The sequence below is a fragment of the Streptomyces sp. NPDC088766 genome (genome assembly GCF_044750845.1).
Taxonomy (GTDB): Bacteria; Actinomycetota; Actinomycetes; order Streptomycetales; family Streptomycetaceae; genus Streptomyces.
Window position 1 is genome coordinate 12,953 of the sequence record NZ_JBIVKQ010000022.1, and the last position, 17,663, is coordinate 30,615.

A 17,663-nucleotide genomic window follows, 5' to 3' on the forward strand; every position below is an offset into this window, starting at 1 on the left:
GCAAGCCGTCACCCGCCGTAGAACAGCGCGTCCACGACCTGCCGGGCCAGCCGCCCGGTCCGCCGGTAGTCGTCCAGCATGTCCCCCACATGACCGGGCCCGTACCCCAGGTACCGCCCCACGGCGGCCAGCTCGCGGGGATCGGACGGGAAGGTGTCCCCCGCCCGCCCCCGCACCAGCATCACCGCGTTGCGCACCCTGGTGGCCAGCACCCAGGCCTCGTCCAGCGTCGCCGCGTCCTCCTCCGACAGCAGCCCGCAGTCCCGGGCGGCGGCCAGCGCCCCGCGGGTACGCGTGGTCCGCAGCCCCGCCTCCCGGGCCCCGTACCGCAGCTGCAGCAACTGCACGGTCCACTCGACGTCCGACAGGCCGCCCGGCCCCAGCTTGGTGTGCAGCTTGGGATCGGCCCCTCGCGGCATCCGCTCCGACTCCATCCGCGCCTTCAGCCGCCGGATCTCCCGCACCGCGTCGTCCCCGAGTCCGGCCGGCGGATACCGCAGCGGGTCGATCAGCTCGACGAACCGCCGCCCCAGCTCCTCGTCCCCGGCCACCGGTTCGGCCCGCAGCAGCGCCTGCGACTCCCATCCCAGCGACCACCGCCGGTAGTAGGCCGCGTACGAGTTCAGCGTCCGCACGAGTGGCCCGGACTTGCCCTCCGGGCGCAGGTCGGCGTCGACGAGCAGCGGCGGATCGGCACTGGGCACCTGCAGCAGCCGCCGCATCTCGGCGACGACCGCGTTGGCCGCCCGCCCGGCCTCCTGCTCGTCGGCCCCCTCGCGGGGTTCGTGCACGAACAGCACGTCCGCGTCGGACCCGTAGCCCAGCTCGTGCCCCCCGAACCGCCCCATGCCGATGATCGCGAACCGGGTGGGCAGCGTGTCGCCCCAGCCCTCGCGCACCACGGCCCGCAGGGTGCCGGCCAGGGTGGCCGCGGTGAGGTCGGAGACGGCCCCGCCGACCAGGTCGACGAGGGCGCCCTGGTCGGCCTCGACGGGCTGCGCCTCCGTGCCGTAGGAGGCGACGATGTCCGCGGCGGCCGTGCGGAACAGCTCCCGGCGCCGCACCCCGCGCGCCGCGGTGACCCCCTGCACGGCACCGTCCGCGCGGCCGACCGCGGCGAGGATCTCCTGCTCCAGATGGGCCCGGCCGCGCGGCGCCAGCCCGCCCCCGTCGCCGTCCCCGAGCAGCCCGACGGCCTCGGGCGCCCGCATCAGCAGATCGGGCGCGAGCCGCCCCGCCGACAGGACCCGTGCCAGGTTCTCCGCGGCCGCGCCCTCGTCGCGCAGCAGCCGCAGGTACCAGGGCGTCTTCCCCAGCGCGTCGGACACCTTGCGGAAGTTGAGCAGTCCGGCGTCGGGATCGGCGGAGTCGGCGAACCAGCCGAGCAGCACCGGCAGCAGCGTCCGCTGGATCGCCGCCTTGCGGGTCACCCCGGACGCCAGCGCCTCCAGGTGCCGCAGGGCCGCGGCCGGGTCGGCGTAGCCGAGCGCGACGAGCCGCTCGCGGGCGGCCGCGGTGCTCAGCCGCGCCTCGCCGGAGGGGAGCTGGGCCACCGCGTCCAGCAGCGGCCGGTAGAACAGCTTCTCGTGCAGCCGCCGTACGACGGCGGCGTGCCGCTTCCACTCGCGGTTCAGCTCGGCCACCGGGTCGGTCCGCAGCCCGAGCGACCGTCCGAGCCGCCGCTGGTCGCCCTCGGCCTCGGGGACGAGGTGGGTGCGGCGCAGCCGGTGGAGCTGGATCCGGTGCTCCATGGACCGCAGGAACCGGTAGGCGGCGTCGAGCTGGACGGCGTCGGCCCGCCCGACGTAGCCGCCGGTGGCGAGCGCCTGCAACGCGTCCAGGGTGGTGCCGCTGCGCAGCGACGCGTCGGCCCGCCCGTGCACCAGCTGGAGCAGCTGTACGGCGAACTCGACGTCCCGCAGCCCGCCCGGCCCGAGCTTGAGCTCGCGCTCGACCTCGGCGACGGGGATGTTCTCGACGACCCGCCGCCGCATCTTCTGGACGTCGGCGACGAAGTTCTCCCGCTCGGCGGCCTGCCACACCAGCGGCTCGACGGCGGCGACGTACTCCGCGCCCAGGGCGAGGTCACCGGCGACCGGGCGGGCCTTCAGCAGGGCCTGGAACTCCCAGGTCTTGGCCCAGCGCCGGTAGTAGGCGAGATGGCTGCTGAGCGTCCGCACCAGGGGGCCGTTGCGGCCCTCGGGCCGCAGGTTGGCGTCGACGGGCCAGATGGACCCCTCGACGGTGGTCTCCGAGCAGATCCGCATCATGTGCGAGGCGAGCTTGGTGGCGGCGCGCAGCGCCTTGCCCTCGTCGGCCCCGTCGAGGGCCTCGCCCACGAAGATGACGTCGACGTCGGAGACGTAGTTCAGCTCGTGTCCGCCGCACTTGCCCATCGCGATCACCGCGAGCCGGCACAGCGCGGCGTCGTCGGGGGCGGCGGCCCGGGCGAGACCGAGGGCGGACCGGAGTGTGGCGGTGGCCAGATCGGCCAGTTCGGCGGCGGTCTCGGCCAGATCGGTGGTCCCGCACACGTCGCGGGCGGCGATGGACAGCAGGCAGCGCCGGTAGGCGATCCGCAGCGAGACCGGTTCGTCGGCGCCGGCGAGTCCGCGTTCGAACTCCTCCACCCCGGGGTGCAGGTCGCTCGGCTCGTAGGTGACCAGGACCTCCCAGTCCCGGGGGTGCCGGGCGAGGTGGTCGGCGAGGGCGGCGGAGGCGCCGAGAACCCCGAGCAGCCGGTCGCGCAGCGGCTTGGCGGCTATCACGGTGTCGATCAGCTCGCGCCGGGCGCCCGCACCGGGCTGCGCCTCCAGCAGCCGGACGAGTCCCCGGAGGGCGAGGTCGGGATCGGCGGTGCGGCCGAGGGCCTCCAGCAGCACGGGGTCGTCGCGCACCGGGGACAGCTCGGCGCCGTCCAGGAGGCGTTCGGCGGCGGAGGGATCGGTGAACCCGTGCCGCAGCAGTCGCGTGAAGGTGCTGCTTCTGCGCCCCGGCCCCGTCATCCCCGGCCTCCTCGACTCCGATCAAGGTCGTACGGGCTCGAGCCTAACCCGCGTCGGCACGGTGGCGCCCCGGCCGGGTTTCGGGTTGGGTGAGGGGCAGCCGCGTGTCTCCGGGCTGCTCCGGGGCGGCCGTACGGCATGCACGACAGTCGCGACGAAGGAGTCACTCCATGGACATGACCCTCGAAGTCATCCTGTTACCGGTGTCCGACGTGGACCGGGCCAAGGAGTTCTACCGGGACAAGGTCGGCTTCCACGTGGACCTCGACGGCGAGGTGATGGACGGCGTACGGATCGTGCAGCTCACGCCGCCCGGCTCGGGCTGTTCGATCGCCCTGGTGGACGGGCTCCAGGTCCCGACGGGCACTCCGAGTCCGGGGACGTACCACGGGATGCAGCTGTGCGTGACGGACGCGAAGGTGGCCTACGAGGAGCTGACCGCCCGCGGCCTGGAGGTGAGCGAGCCGCAGCAGTTCGCCCCGCGGGACGGCGCCACCTTGATGTACTTCAAGGACCCCGACGGCAACGGCTGGGCGATCCAGGAGTACCGCCGCCGCGCGACGGAACCCCTGCACCAGGTCCTCGCGGACCTGGCCGGACGGCGCGCGCAGTAGCTCCCGCCGCGCACGGCCGGGGGCCGGTGGCTGCCCGTCGGCCACCGGCCACCGGCCCCCGGCCGTTCGACGCACCGCGCCGAGCAGGTCACAGCACCGGCAGGTTCTTCCGCAGCTCGAAGGCGGTGACCTCGGAGCGGTACTCCTCCCACTCCGACTTCTTGTTGCGCAGGAAGAAGTCGAAGACGTGCTCGCCGAGGGTCTCGGCGACCAGGTCGCTGCGCTCCATCAGGGTCAGGGCCTCGCCGAGGTTCTGCGGGAGGGGCTCGATGCCCATCGCGCGGCGCTCGGCGTCGGAGAGGGCCCACACGTCGTCCTCGGCGCCCGGCGGCAGCTCGTAGCCCTCCTCGACGCCCTTGAGGCCGGCGGCCAGCAGCATGGCGTAGGCCAGGTAGGGGTTGGTGCCGGAGTCGAGGGAGCGGACCTCGATGCGGGCCGAGCCGGTCTTGCCGGGCTTGTACATCGGGACGCGGACCAGGGCCGAGCGGTTGTTGTGACCCCAGCAGATGTACGAGGGGGCCTCGCCGCCGGCGCCGGCGGTGCGCTCGGAGCCGCCCCAGATGCGCTTGTAGGAGTTGACCCACTGGTTGGTCACGGCCGAGATCTCCGCCGCGTGCTTCAGCAGGCCCGCGATGAAGGAGCGGCCGACCTTGGAGAGCTGGTACTCCGAACCGGACTCGTAGAAGGCGTTGCGGTCGCCCTCGAAGAGGGAGAGGTGGGTGTGCATGCCGGAGCCGGGGTGCTCGGAGAACGGCTTCGGCATGAAGGTCGCCTGGACGCCCTGTTCCAGCGCGACCTGCTTCATCACCAGGCGGAACGTCATGATGTTGTCGGCCGTGGAGAGCGCGTCGGCGTACCGCAGGTCGATCTCCTGCTGGCCGGGGGCGCCCTCGTGGTGGGAGAACTCGACCGAGATGCCCATCGACTCCAGCATGGTGATCGCCTGGCGGCGGAAGTCCATGCCGATGTTCTGCGGGGTGTGGTCGAAGTAGCCGGAGTTGTCGGCGGGGGTGGGGCGCGAGCCGTCGAGGGGGCGGTCCTTCAGCAGGAAGAACTCGATCTCGGGGTGGGTGTAGAAGGTGAAGCCCAGGTCGGAGGCGCGGGCGAGGGCGCGCTTGAGGACGTACCGCGGGTCGGCGAAGGACGGGGAGCCGTCCGGCATGAGGATGTCGCAGAACATGCGGGCGGTGCCGGGGGCCTCCGCGCGCCAGGGGAGGACCTGGAAGGTGGACGGGTCCGGCTTGGCGATCATGTCGGACTCGTACACCCGGGCGAAGCCCTCGATGGCGGAGCCGTCGAAGCCGATGCCTTCATCGAAGGCCTGTTCGAGTTCGGCCGGGGCCACGGCGACGGACTTGAGGAAGCCCAGCACGTCCGTGAACCACAGGCGTACGAACCGGATGTCGCGCTCCTCCAACGTCCGGAGCACGAACTCCTGCTGCTTGTCCATCTTCCGCTTCCCCATCCTTGCCGGTCAGGCCGCCTGTCTCCCGCATCGCGGGAGGCGGTCGGGCACCTGAGCATCCCACCACAACACCATTTCATGCGCGTTGCGCACCTTGATCGTGAGACCGACCCCGGGGTGAACGCCTCGCGTGCGGCAGGTGTACCGCTCCCCGCCCATCTTGCCTGTTCGCACCGACATCCGTAACGCCCGGCCCCCCTTCAGCCCGGCCTCCGGCAAGTCAATCCGCGTCCAGGAGATCGTCGAGATCCAAGAGATCGTCGAGCGCGTCCCCGGGACCGACGACGTCGTCACCTTCCGGCCGTGCCCGGTGGACGGCGGCGGCCTGACGACGGCCGGCACGCCGGAGGACGAGGACGACGTCGAGGCGGGCGCCCGTCTATCTGACCGCGGTGAGGGTGGCGTAGACGACGACGTTGCCCTGGTATCCGGTGCGCTTGGTGTAACCGCCGCCGCAGGTGATCACGCGTAGTTCGGCCCGGCCGGAACTGCCGTAGACCTTGTCGTCGGGGAATCGGTCCTTGTCGTAGAGCTCCACGGCGTCGACGGTGAAAACGGCCGTGCGCCGGTCGGCCCGGTCGATCTCGACCGTGTTGCCCTTGGCGACGAAGCCGAGGCGGTAGAAGACCCCGGGGGCGCCGGTGGGCAGGTCCACGTGCCCCGCGGTGACGGCCGTCCCGACGGATCCGGGAGACGTGCCCCCGCCGTACCAGCCGGCGAGGCCGGGGGCGTCGGCCGGTGGGGGCCGCAGCGCCCCCGACGCGTCGAGGTCCAGCTTGCTCAACGGCGCGTCCACGCCGATCGCGGGAATCCGCAGCCGCAGCGGCGGCGAGGGCGGCAGCGGCTGAACGGTGGGGCCTGCCGCAGGTGCGGTGCCGCCGGCGGGGGAAGCCGCCGGGGTGGTGCCGCCGGCGGGCGGAGTTGCCGGGGCGGAGAAGGCCTGGCCCTCCGAAGGCTGCGGCGGCTGTCCGTCGCGCAGCGCACCGGCCACCAGCAGCGCGCCTGCCACCAGGGTCCAGGCCAGGAGTCTGGTCGAAGGGACGTACGAGGGCGAGGAAGCGGGGGCGGGGGCGGGGGTGGGGGTGGGGTCGGGGTGCCCGGGGGTCATCGTGTTCGAGCCTCTCGCTGACGACCGGGGGATGGAGAGACGATCGGCCGTGCCGTGCGGCTCCCGGTGCGGGACGTACCGGGAGCCGGTGCGACGACGCGCGGGTGGTCAGGTGCGGTTCGCGGGCGAGCGGCGACGTGCACGCACCAGCCAGCCCGCGGCGCCCGCGGCCAACAGCCCTCCGCCGAGAGCGAGCTGGGAAGCGGCGCTGTCGCTGCTCCCGAAACCGGCCTCGACGGCACCGTTGGGCCGGCCCGCCGTCAGCTCGTACGACTCCGTGAGCTTGATCCGCGGCGGGCATTTGACGGTGACGGTGTCGGTGGTGGCCCCGGTCCCCTCCGGCACCGTGAACCGGCCGGTGAGGACGCCCTTGCGCTTCCCTTCGAAGAGGTGGAACGCCCCTGCCAGCTCGGACTCGCCCTTGCCGTAGGTCACGTCCGCGCCGCAGGCGTCGGTGCTGACGGTGACCGTGGAGCCGGAAGAACCCGCCCGCGAGCGGATGTGGAGACTCGAGTCGTCGGCTGCGGCCACCGGAATCTGCAGCGTCAGGGCACCGACCATCAGTCCGATACCGACACCGACGTGTGTGTTGCGCAAGGAGTCCTCCAGTGAAATCGTGTCCGGTTTGCCCGTATGGCACCCTTTTTCTTTTCCACTGATGAAACGATCAACGCCAGGCAGCTTGCGCAACGTGGCAGTTGGACACGTGTTTCACCCGGCAGGCGTATGCGTCGCCTCGCCACGAGCGTGTCTCCGGCCACCCGGAGCGGAGTCGACACGGGGGGCCGCGCGGGGGGCGCGGGGGCCGCGGGGCGGACCCGGCAGGCGGCCCCGCCGGACCCGTCAGCTCCGCCCGGAGATCCCCAGCAGCAGCGGGCCCGTCGGGGCCGCGACGATGTCGGAGACCGTGATCGGGTCCAGTGAGGCGTAGAAGGCCTCCTGGGCCCGGCGCAGGGCGCCGCGCAGGCGGCAGCCGCCGCTCAGGGGGCATGGGGTGGCGCCCTCGCAGTCGACGACGTCGCCGTCGCCCTCGAAGGCGCGGACCACGGCGCCCACCGACGCCGTACGGCCCTTCTCCGTCAGGGCCAGGCCGCCGCCCCGGCCGCGACGGGCCTCCAGGAGGCCCATGTGCCGGAGTTCCGCGACGACCTTGGCCGCGTGGGTGTAGGGGACCTCCATGGCGGCGGCCACGTCCCGGGTCGTCGGAGTGGTCCCGCCCACCACCGCGAGCCGCATCAGCACGCGCAGTGCCAGGTCGGTGGATCGCAAGAGCCGCATGGAGTGAAGGGTAGAGGAGGCGCGCACATAATGCGCATCCCAGCTTCCGATTATGCGGGCTGGCCCGGCACCGCTCGCACCCGTCCTTGGCCGTGACCTGCCTACGGGTTCACCCGGTTGTCGCACTACGATCAGTGGAACCGAACGACTCGAACAACGCCCGGACACCGCGACCGCCCGCGGACCCCGCACGCACCGCACGCACCGCACGCACCGACCGTTCCGCTCCCCCTTTCCCAGAAGGACAGGCCTCATGGGTTCCGCCAACAAGAACACCAGCGCGGCGCGCCAGGCGCGCATAGAGGAGATGCGCCGTGCCGAGCGGTCGCGCGAGCGGCGCAACCGGGTCCTGACGATCACGGTGAGCACCCTCGTGGTGGCCGCCCTCGTCGTCGGCACCGTGCTGCTCGTGCGGTCGCAGTCGGACGACACCCCCTCCGCCGACGCCAAGACCTCGGGCAGCTTCGTCACCGGCTCGGACGGCGTGAAGACGTGGAAGGGCACGCTGGGCCGCAACCACGTCACCAAGTCGGTCGCCTACCCGATGGAGCCGCCGGTCGGCGGTGACCACAACCAGGTGTGGATGAACTGCAACGGGGACGTCTACACCGAGGCCCTGAACAACATGAACGCGGTGCACTCGCTGGAGCACGGCGCGGTCTGGGTGACGTACAGCAGCAAGGCGCCGAAGGCCGACGTGGACGCGCTGGCGGCGAAGGTGAAGAAGACGCCGTACACGCTGATGAGCCCGGACGACAAGCAGGCCGATCCGATCGTGCTGACCGCCTGGGGGCACCAGCGGACGGTGACCGGGGCGAGCGACCCGAACGTGGACAAGTTCTTCGAGAAGTACGTGCAGGGCGAGCAGACCCCGGAGCCGGGCGCCGCGTGCACGGGCGGTCTGTCGAAGTGAGGTACGCGGGAGTCGCCGTGGCCGCCGCCGGGGTACTGGTCGCGGCCGGGGCGATCAGTTACTCCGTGGCCGGGGACAACGGCTCCGAGGTGCCCTCCGCCGCGTCCGCGGACGCCGGTTTCGCCCGGGACATGGCGGTGCACCACCAGCAGGCCGTCGAGATGTCGTACATCGTGCGCGACCGCACGAAGGACGAGGAGGTGCGGCGGCTCGCCTACGACATCGCGCAGACGCAGGCCAACCAGCGCGGCATGCTGATCGGCTGGCTCGACCTGTGGAAGCTGCCCAAGGTGTCCTCCGACGAGCCGATGGCCTGGATGGACATGGCCGGCATGGCCTCCGGCGAGGACGGGGCGCTGATGCCGGGCATGGCCACCGACGCCGAGATGAAGAAGCTCGGCGAACTGAACGGCAGGCAGGCCGAGATCTTCTACCTCCAGCTGATGACGGACCACCACCGGGGCGGCGTCCACATGGCCGAGGGCTGTGCCGACAAGTGCACGGTGGGCGTGGAGAAGCGGCTCGCGCAGGGCATGGTCGAGGCGCAGCAGTCGGAGATCGAGCTGATGGCCGACATGCTCACGGCACGGGGGGCCGCACCGCGTCCGTAGGGCACGGGCCGCCCGCCGGGAGACCGGCTCCCGAGGTGTTTCGCGGCAGGAACCCCGGGGACGCGTGGCGCGTGCGGTACGGGCCCCGGAGAACAGCTCCCAGAGGGGCGCGGGAACACGGATCCCGCGCCCCTCGCGGCGTGCGTGGGGCGGCCCTGCACCCCCGTACCCCCCATCGCGTCGCTCTGACGATTACACTGCCCGTGTGTCCGGAATCCGCCCTGTGCCGGCAGGACCCCGTGCGCTCGTCCGCCGTGCCCGCCCCCTTCACCCGAGGAAGCTCCGTTGAACTTCTGGTCGATCTACCAGCACGGCTTCGCGCGCGTCGCCGCGTGCACGGGCCACACCGTCATCGCCGACCCGCACGCCAACGCCGAGGCGGTGCTGCGCCAGGCCCGCCGGTGCGCCGACGAGGGGGTCGCCGTCACCGTGTTCCCCGAGCTGGTGCTGTGCGGCTACTCCATCGAGGACCTGCTGCTCCAGGACGCGCTGCTCGACCAGGTCGAGGAGGCGCTGGAGGAGGTGGTGGCGGGATCGGCGGACCTGCTGCCGGTCCTGGTCGTCGGTGCCCCGCTGCGCCACCGCAACCGGGTCTACAACTGCGCGGTGCTCGTGCACCGCGGCCGGGTGCTCGGCGTCGTGCCCAAGTCGTACCCGCCGAACTACCGCGAGTTCTACGAGCGCCGGCAGATCGCCGGGGGCGACGACGAACGCGGCGGGACGATCCGGGTCGGCGGCCGGGCCGTGCCGTTCGGCGTGGACCTGCTGTTCGAGGCGGCGGACGTCCCCGGGCTGGTGCTGCACGCCGAGGTCTGCGAGGACATGTGGGTCCCGGTGCCGCCGAGCGCCGAGGCCGCCCTGGCGGGCGCGACCGTCCTCGTCAACCTCTCGGGCAGCCCGATCACGGTCGGCAGGGCCGAGGACCGAAAGCTGCTGTGCCGCTCCGCGTCCTCCCGCTGCCTCGCCGCGTACGTCTACGCGGCGGCCGGGCTGGGCGAGTCGACCACCGACCTGTCCTGGGACGGGCAGACCCTGATCTACGAGAACGGGATGCTGCTGGCGGAGTCCGACCGCTTCGCGCTCGACGAGAGCCACGCGGTGGCCGACGTGGACCTCGACCTGCTCCGGCAGGAGCGGATGCGGATGGGCACGTTCGACGAGAACCGGCGTACGCACGCCGCACGGACCGGCGACTTCCGGACGGTGTCCTTCACGCTCGCCCCGCCGGCCGCCGACCTGGGGCTGCGCCGGCGCGTCGAACGGTTCCCGTTCGTGCCCGCCGACGCCGAGCGGCTCGCCCTGGACTGCTACGAGGCGTACAACATCCAGGTCGCCGGCCTCCAGCAGCGGCTGGCCTCGATCGGCGGCCCGAAGGTCGTCATCGGGGTGTCCGGGGGCCTCGACTCCACGCACGCGCTGATCGTCGCCGCCCGCGCGATGGACCGCGCGGGCCGGCCGCGCAGCGACATCCTGGCCTGGACCCTGCCCGGCTTCGCCACCAGCGACCACACCAAGGGCAACGCCCACCAGCTGATGCGGGCCCTCGGGGTCACGGCGGCCGAGCTGGACATCACGCCGACCGCACGGCTGATGCTGAAGGAGATGGGCCACCCCTTCGCCTCGGGCGAGCCGGTGTACGACGTCACCTTCGAGAACGTGCAGGCGGGCCTGCGCACCGACTACCTGTTCCGGCTCGCCAACCAGCGCGGCGGCATCGTGCTGGGCACCGGCGACCTGTCGGAACTGGCGCTCGGCTGGTCCACGTACGGCGTGGGCGACCAGATGAGCCACTACAACGTCAACTCGGGCGTGCCGAAGACGCTGATGCAGCACCTGATCCGCTGGGTCGTCAGCAGCGGCCAGTTCGACGAGGAGACCGGGAAGGTGCTGACCGCGATCCTCGACACCGAGATCAGCCCGGAGCTGGTGCCGGGCGAGGAGATGCAGTCCACCGAGTCCAGGATCGGCCCGTACGCGCTGCACGACTTCACCCTCTTCCAGGTGCTGCGCCACGGCTTCCGGCCCTCGAAGATCGCCTTCCTCGCCTGGCACGCCTGGCACGACGCGGAGGGCGGCGCCTGGCCCCCGAACTTCCCCGAGGCCAAGCGGGTGGCGTACGACCTGCCGGAGATCCGGCGCTGGCTGGAGGTCTTCTGCCGCCGCTTCTTCGCCTTCGCGCAGTTCAAGCGCTCGGCCATGCCGAACGGGCCGAAGGTCTCGGCCGGCGGTTCGCTGTCCCCGCGCGGCGACTGGCGCGCCCCGTCCGACAGTACGGCCGAGGCCTGGCTGCGCGACCTCGCCCGCGTCGACGAGGCGGTGGCGGAAGGCTGACCGCGCCCTGGTGAGGGACCGGGCGCCGGGGACTGCTCCCCGGCGCCCGGTTCAGCCCTTGAGCGTTCAGCCCTTGAGCGACGCGACGAAGGGCGCCCAGGCGGCGGCGCCGACGACGAGGGCGGGGCCGTGGGGGACCTTGGAGTCCCGGACGGGGACGAGGCCGGGGAAGTCGGTGGCTACTTCGACGCAGTTACCGCCGCTCGCGTTGCTATAGCTGGACTTCTGCCATAGGGCGTCACTCAAGTCGATTGGCTTCTTTGCCATTTCGGTAGTCCCCTGCCGCTGCCTTGATCATGGCCAGGGACGCCTCCGGTGACAGCGCGACGGCCCTGAGCCGATCGTACGACCTGCGGTACTCCTGTACGAGCGCAATATCGTCGACGGTGTCGCCGCTGTGCAGCGCCTCTGTATAGAAGAGTGGTGGGGCGTCCGAGAAGGTCATGATCATGGCCGAGCCGGTCATGAAGGGGTGTGCTACACACTTCCGCGGTAGAACTTGCGAAGTGATTCGGCGGCGCTCCACCAACTCCACGATCCGATCCATCTGTTCGGCCATCCCTTCGGCCTCCAGAAGGGGGTCGCTGATCAGCGACTCATGCAGGATCACCCAGTACTCCGGAGTGCGGTGATCCGCCTCGAAGAGGTCGGCGCGCGCCATTCGGGCGCCGACCTTCTCCTCCACCTCGGCATCGGCGGACAACGGGAGACCCGCCAGGATGACGGCCCGCGCGTAGGCCGGGGTTTGCAGCAGTCCCGGGATCAGCATCGGGCACCACTCCTCGATGGTCGTGGCGTGTTTCTCCGCCTCCAGGACCTTCTCGAAGTACTCGGCGTGCCCGGCCCGCCGCGCCTTCCGCACGTCCTCACAGTGCCGTTCGAAGAACCCGTCGGTCCCCAGCACCTGGTCCACGTGCCGCGCCAGGTCCAACGGCATGCGGCGTTCGCCGCGTTCGATGTCGCTGAGGTAGGTCTTGCCGTAGAAGCTGCCCTGGAGCATCGCCTCCAGCGAGAGTCCCGCGGCCTCCCGCTTCCACCTCAACTCCTTGCCGTAGAACGTCGGGACGCTCATCGAGCCGTCGATGTCCTTGCGCCGTGCCACTCGCACACCTTCCGCCGTGCCGGTCGCGGACGCGCGACCTCTTCCACCGTAGCCAGCACGGCGACATTCTGTGAGGAGTTCGTCACACACCGCACAGAAGGTGGCCGCTCCCATGCCCGACCGCTCCCCCACCGCCTACGACGTCACCCTCTGCGTCGAGAACCTGCGTACCGCCCTCGCCCTGCACGGCGTCACGCTGCCGTCCCTGCGGGCGAACCTGCCGAGCCTCGCCGGTGCGTGCCCGCCGCCCGCCGGCCTCGTCGCGCTCGGGAACTGCGACACCGCCACGGCCCACGCGCTCGCGACCGCCCTGCGCGGGGCGGCGACCGGGCGATGACCTTCGAAGTCACCCTGCTCGCCACGCCGAAGTCCGTGCCCGAACTGCGCCACCACCTGCGCGCCCTCGACTTCGACGTCCTGCTGTGCGCGACGGAGTTGCTGACGAACGTCATCGACCACCTCGGTGAGGGCACCCCGGTGACGGTCCGCGTCACCGGCACACCCCACGGCCACACCCGCGTCGAGGTCACCGACCCCGACGCGCGCGCCCTCCCCGTCCTGCTGTCGGCCGCCGGCACCGCCGAGTCCGGCCGCGGCCTGGCCCTGGTCGACGCGCTGGCCCGGCGCTGGGGCGTGGAGCAGGGGGCGGACCACAAGACGGTCTGGTGCGAACTGGCCTTACCGGGACGCCGGTCGGAGGCGCCGGTCCTGGAGGGCCCTGCCGGGGCCGCGACTTCGGCAGGGGCCTGAGGGCGTCCGGAATTGTGGCCTCCACCATGGCGAACACAGGTTCGGCCTGATGAGATCACCGGATGCTCGGTCTACTCCTGCGCGTTCTGCCCTTCTGGGTCCGCGAACCCCTGCTCATCGCCCTCGGGTCCGTCCTCGGCGTGCGCATCACGTACCTCGCCGTCCACGATCACGACCGGGTCGCGGCCGGTCTCGGCGCGGCGTTCCTCGTGTTCACCGCGATACGCGTCCGCATGGTGGTCCGGGCGCTGCGGGCGCGCCGGAACCCGGCTCCGGCGGCCGCCGCGGACGCGGCGCCGACCGACGCCGTCGCCCGGGCCTGGGCACAGGCACAGGTGGTGGCACCGGCACAGGTACCGGTGCCGCCACCGGCCGGAGCCGTCCCGTCTCCCGGCCCGGCCACCGCGGGGAAGGCGCCCAACCCGTGGGGCCAGGCCGTCGCGGCCGTGGCCGTGTTCGGAGTACTCGGGGCCGCGCTGTGGCTAGCCCCCGACGTGCTGCCGGCCGACGACGAGACACCGCGGCCCGCCTCGTGTTCGGACACGGAGGACGAGGAACTGCCGGCGGTCTACGAGAAGACGCCCCGGCCCGTGACCGGTGACCAGCTGTGCGAGGCACTGAACCGGCCCGACCTGGCACAGCTCCTCGGAACGCCCGCGGAGATCGCGACCTCGGCCTCCGGCAGCAACAACACCGCCGCCCTGACGGACGGGAAGGTGGCCGAGCCGGAGGCCAGGGTCTCGTTCGACACGTACACCGTGACCCTCTCGGCCACGTACAACGACCTGTCGACCGCCCAGTACGCGAAGCTGGTGAAGATCGCGGGTGACGAGGACGAGAAGGACCTCAGGACGCTCACGGTCCTCGGCCGGCCCGCGCTCCTCTCCTCGGAGCACACCATGAAGTTCGAGATCAGCCTCGGGAGCGAGGGGTCCAGCGGGCCGGTGCAGCAGGGCCCCCTGGCCAGGACGCTGTCCGTGGCGCTCGACGGCAAGGACCGGGGCGGCTCCTACGACCTCACCGTGTGGAGCGAGTCCGGAGCCCTCCCCACCGACCAGGCCCTCCTCGGCATCGCCGGGAAGGTCCTTCCGGCGATCCCCGAACGGAGTGGCCGCTGAGGCGTCCGGGACATCCGCGCCGTTCGGGACGTCCCGCCGCCGGCCTCGGCCGGGCCCGGCGAGGACGCGTCACGGGGGTCCGGCGGGGCGAACCCCCGGTTCAGTGGTGCAGCACGCCCGACCGCTCAGGCGTGTGGGTGGCGACCACGCGGCCCGCCCGGGCGGACTCCCGGCGCCGGTCCACCGCGTACGCCACTGCGGCCACCCCGAGGCCCAGGGCCGCCAGCACCGCACCCGCCAGCGCGGGCGACGTCACGCCGAAGCCCACCGTGAGGGCCAGGCCGCCGATCCAGGCGCCGCCGGCGTTGGCCAGGTTGAACGCGGCCTGGTTGGCGGAGGAGGCCAGCGACGGGCCCGCGGCCGCCTTCTCCATCACCGTCATGGTGAGCGGCGAACCCGTCACGAACGCCGCCACGCCCAGCAGGAGCACGGCCAGCGCACCGCCCCACGCCGTCGTCATCAACAGCGGGAACAGGGCCAGGACGACCACCAGGGAGGTCAGGCCGCCGAACAGGGTCGGACGCATCGCGTGGTCGGCGAGCCGCCCGCCCAGCAGGTTGCCGATCGTCGCGCCGACGCCGAACAGCGCCAGCAGCAGGGTCACGCTGGAGTCGGCGTAGCCGGCGGCGTCCGTCAGCATCGGCGTGATGTAGCTGTAGGCGGAGAACAGCGCGCCGAAGCCGGCGACCGTCGTGCCCAGCGCCAGCCACACCGGCAGCGAGCGCAGGGCGGCCAGTTCGCCGCGCAGGCCGGTCGTGGGGGCGGCGACCCGGTCGCGCGGGATCAGCAGGGCCAGCGACATCATCGCCACCATGCCGATCGCGCTCACGCCCAGGAAGGTCGCCCGCCAGCCGAGGTGCTGGCCCATGAGGGTGGCGACCGGGACACCCGCCACGTTGGCCACCGTCAGGCCGAGGAACATCAGCGACACCGAGCGCGCCTTGCGCTCGGGCGCGACCATGTTCGTGGCGACCACCGCGCCCACGCCGAAGAAGGCGCCGTGCGGGAGGCCGCTGAGGAAGCGGGCGGCGAGCAGGGAGTCGTTGCCGGGCGCGAACGCGGACAGCGCGTTGCCGGCCACGAACAGCCCCATCAGGGACATGAGGACCGTGCGGCGGGACATCCGCGCCGTGACGGCCGCGAGCAGCGGGGCGCCGATGACGACGCCGAGCGCGTAGGCGGAGACCAGGTGCCCGGCGGCCGGGAGGGAGATGCCGAGGTCGTCGGCGACGTCGGGCAGCAGGCCCATCATCACGAACTCGGTGGTGCCGATGCCGAAGGCACCCACGGCAAGGGCGAGGAGGGCCAGGGGCATGGAAGAGCCTGTGCCTTTCAGGAGAGAGTTCCGTCCATCGTATGTTCAGTTACGGAACAAAGCCTCTCCCGCCCGGTATTCCGGCAGGTTACGGTGTGGTGACCTTCACACGAGCCGCGACCGGCAGGTGGTCGCTGCTCGTCCGCGGCAGCGTCCACGAGGTGACCGGCTCCACGCCCGTCACCATGATCTGGTCGATCCGCGCCATCGGGAACGACGCGGGCCAGCTGAAGCCGAACCCGCTGCCCGCGGCGCCCTGCGCGGAGCGCATCTGCGACGTCACGCCGTTGAGCGAGCGGTCGTTCATCGTGCCGTTGAGGTCGCCGAGCAGGATCTTGCGGCTCAGCGGGTCGGCGGCGATGGCCTCGCCCAGCGCGTCGGCGCTCTTGTCGCGCTGCCGGGCGGTGAACCCGGCCTGGAGCTTCACGCGGACCGAGGGGAGGTGGGCGACGTAGAAGCCGACCGGGCCCTGTGGCGTGGTCACCGTGGCGCGCATGGCGCGGACCCAGCCCAGCTTGATGTCGACGGCCGCCACGTGGCTCAGCGGGTACTTGCTCCACAGCCCGACGGTGCCCTGCACGGAGTGGTACCGGTACGTCGCCGCGAGCGCCTTCTCGTACACCGGCACCGCCGACTCGGTCAGCTCCTCCAGGGCCACGACGTCCGCGCCGGAGGCGGCCACGTCGCGGGCGGTGCCGGAGGGGTCGGCGTTGCCGGCGTTGACGTTGTGCGTGGCGACCGTGAGGTCGCCGCCGCTGCCGGTCTTGTCGCCGAGCAGCCCGCCGAAGAGGTTCAGCCAGACCACGGCCGGCAGCACCAGGGCGATCAGCGCGGTCGCCGACCTGCGCACGAACGCCGGCAGCAACAACAGCGGGACGAAGACCCCGAGCCACGGCAGGAACGTCTCGGTGAGGCTGCCGAGGTTGCCGAACCGGTTGGGGATGCGCGCGTGCAGCAGCATCACCAGGGCGAGCAGCAGCGCGAGCGCGGCGACGACGAGGCCGCGGCGCCAGATCCGCGGATCACCGCGCCAGCCGGCCGACAGGCGTCCGGCCAGCCGTACGAGCAGACTCCGGAGCCGGGCTCCCCGACGCTCGGGACCCGAGCCGCCGTTGTCCGTCTCCGTCACATACGCCTGCTGCGCCATACCGTCGCCTCACTACCTGCCGTGCACACCGTCTCTCCCCCGTGCGTACGACCCTAGGGGATGAACGGCCCGGTTCCCGCCGTCCCATGACGGCCCGACGGGCACGAGGACGAACGGAGTGCCGCCGCGGGTTCCGATCGCGGCCCGTCAGGGGTGGTCTGTGACGAAACGCGCACATTCGGGCGAGCCCGGCGGAGAACTGACGGTCCGTGCGCCGGTGGGGGAAACGCCGGACCGCGCAGGGGGGAGGGCGCCGACGGGCCGCAGGCCTTCGAGCAGCGTGTCGACGATCCGTTCCGGGAGTCCCTCGGTGAGGTCGGCGTCGGGCCGCAGGACGGAACGGACCAGCATGGGCCCGATGAACAGGTCGTTGACCAGCTCGACGTCGAGGTCGGCGCGGAGTTCGCCGGTGCGCTGACCGCGCCGCAGCACCTCGACGCCCAGTCGGCGCCGGGGCGCGACGACCGCGTTGTGGTACGCCTCCCAGATCCTGGGGCTGCTCTTCATCTGGGCCTGGGCGGTGCGCAGGATCGCCGAGGAACGGTTGGCCAGTCCGCGCCGGCGCAGCCACTCCAGCAGCGCGACGAGGTCGTCGCGCATGGAGGTGCCGGGGAGTTCGGGCTCGTCCGGCTCGATGGTCCGCAGGGCGTCGACGAACAGCTCCTCCTTGCCGCTCCACCGGCGGTAGATGGCCGCCTTGCCGACCCCGGCGGTGCGGGCGATCCGCTCGATGGACAGCTCGCCGAGCGGCACCCCCTCCTCCAGGAGCTTCATCGTCCCCTCGAGGATGGCCCGTTCGACGGCCTCGCTGCGCGGCCGTCCCCTGACGGGGTGCGCGGGCCGCCGCGCGGCGGCCCCGTTGTCGGCAGAGGTCTCGGCAGAACTCACGACCGTCCTTTCGTCACG

Annotated in this window: 17 protein-coding genes; 7 read left to right on the plus strand and 10 right to left on the minus strand. The window is 72.3% G+C overall.

What is annotated here, in order from left to right:
- Positions 1–8 precede the first annotated feature (8 nt).
- The gene (locus tag ACIP5W_RS26460; RefSeq protein ID WP_401478412.1) at positions 9–3,005 is read right to left on the minus strand and encodes a bifunctional [glutamine synthetase] adenylyltransferase/[glutamine synthetase]-adenylyl-L-tyrosine phosphorylase; all 2,997 of its coding nucleotides are present in this window, start codon (positions 3,003–3,005) and stop codon (positions 9–11) included.
- Positions 3,006–3,175: 170 nt separating this feature from the next.
- Between ACIP5W_RS26460 and ACIP5W_RS26465 the strand changes: the two genes are divergently transcribed.
- Positions 3,176–3,619, plus strand: a complete 444-nt coding sequence (locus ACIP5W_RS26465; RefSeq protein WP_401478415.1) for a VOC family protein — start codon at positions 3,176–3,178, stop codon at positions 3,617–3,619.
- An 88-nt stretch (positions 3,620–3,707) separates the two neighbouring features.
- Here the strand turns inward: ACIP5W_RS26465 and glnA are convergent, their stop codons facing one another.
- From glnA to ACIP5W_RS26485, 4 genes are all read right to left on the minus strand, one after another.
- The gene (glnA, locus tag ACIP5W_RS26470; protein WP_363087097.1) at positions 3,708–5,069 is read right to left on the minus strand and encodes a type I glutamate--ammonia ligase; all 1,362 of its coding nucleotides are present in this window, start codon (positions 5,067–5,069) and stop codon (positions 3,708–3,710) included.
- 394 nt (positions 5,070–5,463) lie between these two features.
- On the minus strand, positions 5,464–6,192 hold the full coding sequence (locus tag ACIP5W_RS26475) for a class F sortase (RefSeq protein WP_401478418.1): 729 nt from the start codon (positions 6,190–6,192) through the stop codon (positions 5,464–5,466).
- 108 nt (positions 6,193–6,300) lie between these two features.
- Positions 6,301–6,789 carry a sortase gene (locus tag ACIP5W_RS26480; RefSeq protein ID WP_401478421.1) on the minus strand — a complete coding sequence of 163 codons (489 nt, stop codon included), beginning with the start codon at positions 6,787–6,789 and terminating at the stop codon, positions 6,301–6,303.
- Positions 6,790–7,035: 246 nt separating this feature from the next.
- Positions 7,036–7,470 carry an RrF2 family transcriptional regulator gene (locus tag ACIP5W_RS26485; protein ID WP_401478424.1) on the minus strand — a complete coding sequence of 145 codons (435 nt, stop codon included), beginning with the start codon at positions 7,468–7,470 and terminating at the stop codon, positions 7,036–7,038.
- Positions 7,471–7,723: 253 nt separating this feature from the next.
- Here ACIP5W_RS26485 and ACIP5W_RS26490 point away from each other — a divergent pair, with 253 nt between their 5' ends.
- The 3 genes from ACIP5W_RS26490 to ACIP5W_RS26500 all read left to right on the plus strand — a co-directional run bounded on the left by ACIP5W_RS26490 (position 7,724) and on the right by ACIP5W_RS26500 (position 11,325).
- On the plus strand, positions 7,724–8,383 hold the full coding sequence (locus tag ACIP5W_RS26490) for a DUF3105 domain-containing protein (RefSeq protein WP_401478427.1): 660 nt from the start codon (positions 7,724–7,726) through the stop codon (positions 8,381–8,383).
- On the plus strand, positions 8,380–8,994 hold the full coding sequence (locus tag ACIP5W_RS26495) for a DUF305 domain-containing protein (RefSeq protein ID WP_401478430.1): 615 nt from the start codon (positions 8,380–8,382) through the stop codon (positions 8,992–8,994). The genes ACIP5W_RS26490 and ACIP5W_RS26495 overlap by 4 nt, the downstream gene beginning before the upstream one ends.
- A gap of 285 nt (positions 8,995–9,279) precedes the next feature.
- Positions 9,280–11,325, plus strand: coding sequence for an NAD(+) synthase (locus ACIP5W_RS26500; RefSeq protein ID WP_401478433.1), 2,046 nt, complete (start codon positions 9,280–9,282; stop codon positions 11,323–11,325).
- Positions 11,326–11,391: 66 nt separating this feature from the next.
- Here the strand turns inward: ACIP5W_RS26500 and ACIP5W_RS26505 are convergent, their stop codons facing one another.
- Both ACIP5W_RS26505 and ACIP5W_RS26510 read right to left on the minus strand, forming a co-directional pair.
- Entirely contained in the window at positions 11,392–11,592 is a 201-nt protein-coding gene (locus ACIP5W_RS26505) for a DUF397 domain-containing protein (protein ID WP_401478436.1), read from the minus strand.
- A complete protein-coding gene (locus tag ACIP5W_RS26510) occupies positions 11,564–12,427 on the minus strand; it encodes a Scr1 family TA system antitoxin-like transcriptional regulator (protein WP_401478438.1) in 864 nt (287 codons plus the stop codon). The genes ACIP5W_RS26505 and ACIP5W_RS26510 overlap by 29 nt, the downstream gene beginning before the upstream one ends.
- 112 nt (positions 12,428–12,539) lie before the next feature.
- Here ACIP5W_RS26510 and ACIP5W_RS26515 point away from each other — a divergent pair, with 112 nt between their 5' ends.
- From ACIP5W_RS26515 to ACIP5W_RS26525, 3 genes are all read left to right on the plus strand, one after another.
- Positions 12,540–12,764 carry a hypothetical protein gene (locus ACIP5W_RS26515; protein WP_401478441.1) on the plus strand — a complete coding sequence of 75 codons (225 nt, stop codon included), beginning with the start codon at positions 12,540–12,542 and terminating at the stop codon, positions 12,762–12,764.
- Positions 12,761–13,177, plus strand: coding sequence for an ATP-binding protein (locus tag ACIP5W_RS26520; RefSeq protein ID WP_401478444.1), 417 nt, complete (start codon positions 12,761–12,763; stop codon positions 13,175–13,177). The genes ACIP5W_RS26515 and ACIP5W_RS26520 overlap by 4 nt, the downstream gene beginning before the upstream one ends.
- A 62-nt stretch (positions 13,178–13,239) precedes the next feature.
- The gene (locus ACIP5W_RS26525) at positions 13,240–14,295 is read left to right on the plus strand and encodes a DUF6215 domain-containing protein (protein ID WP_401478447.1); all 1,056 of its coding nucleotides are present in this window, start codon (positions 13,240–13,242) and stop codon (positions 14,293–14,295) included.
- A 100-nt stretch (positions 14,296–14,395) separates the two neighbouring features.
- On the opposite strand, the gene ACIP5W_RS26530 is transcribed toward ACIP5W_RS26525, so the two are convergent.
- From ACIP5W_RS26530 to ACIP5W_RS26540, 3 genes are all read right to left on the minus strand, one after another.
- Entirely contained in the window at positions 14,396–15,610 is a 1,215-nt protein-coding gene (locus tag ACIP5W_RS26530; protein WP_401478450.1) for an MFS transporter, read from the minus strand.
- Between the two features lie 88 nt (positions 15,611–15,698).
- Positions 15,699–16,757 (minus strand): endonuclease/exonuclease/phosphatase family protein, encoded by a 1,059-nt coding sequence (locus ACIP5W_RS26535; RefSeq protein WP_401478453.1) that lies wholly within the window; start codon positions 16,755–16,757, stop codon positions 15,699–15,701.
- Positions 16,758–16,904: 147 nt separating this feature from the next.
- A complete protein-coding gene (locus tag ACIP5W_RS26540; RefSeq protein ID WP_401478456.1) occupies positions 16,905–17,645 on the minus strand; it encodes a TetR/AcrR family transcriptional regulator in 741 nt (246 codons plus the stop codon).
- Positions 17,646–17,663: the final 18 nt, after the last annotated feature.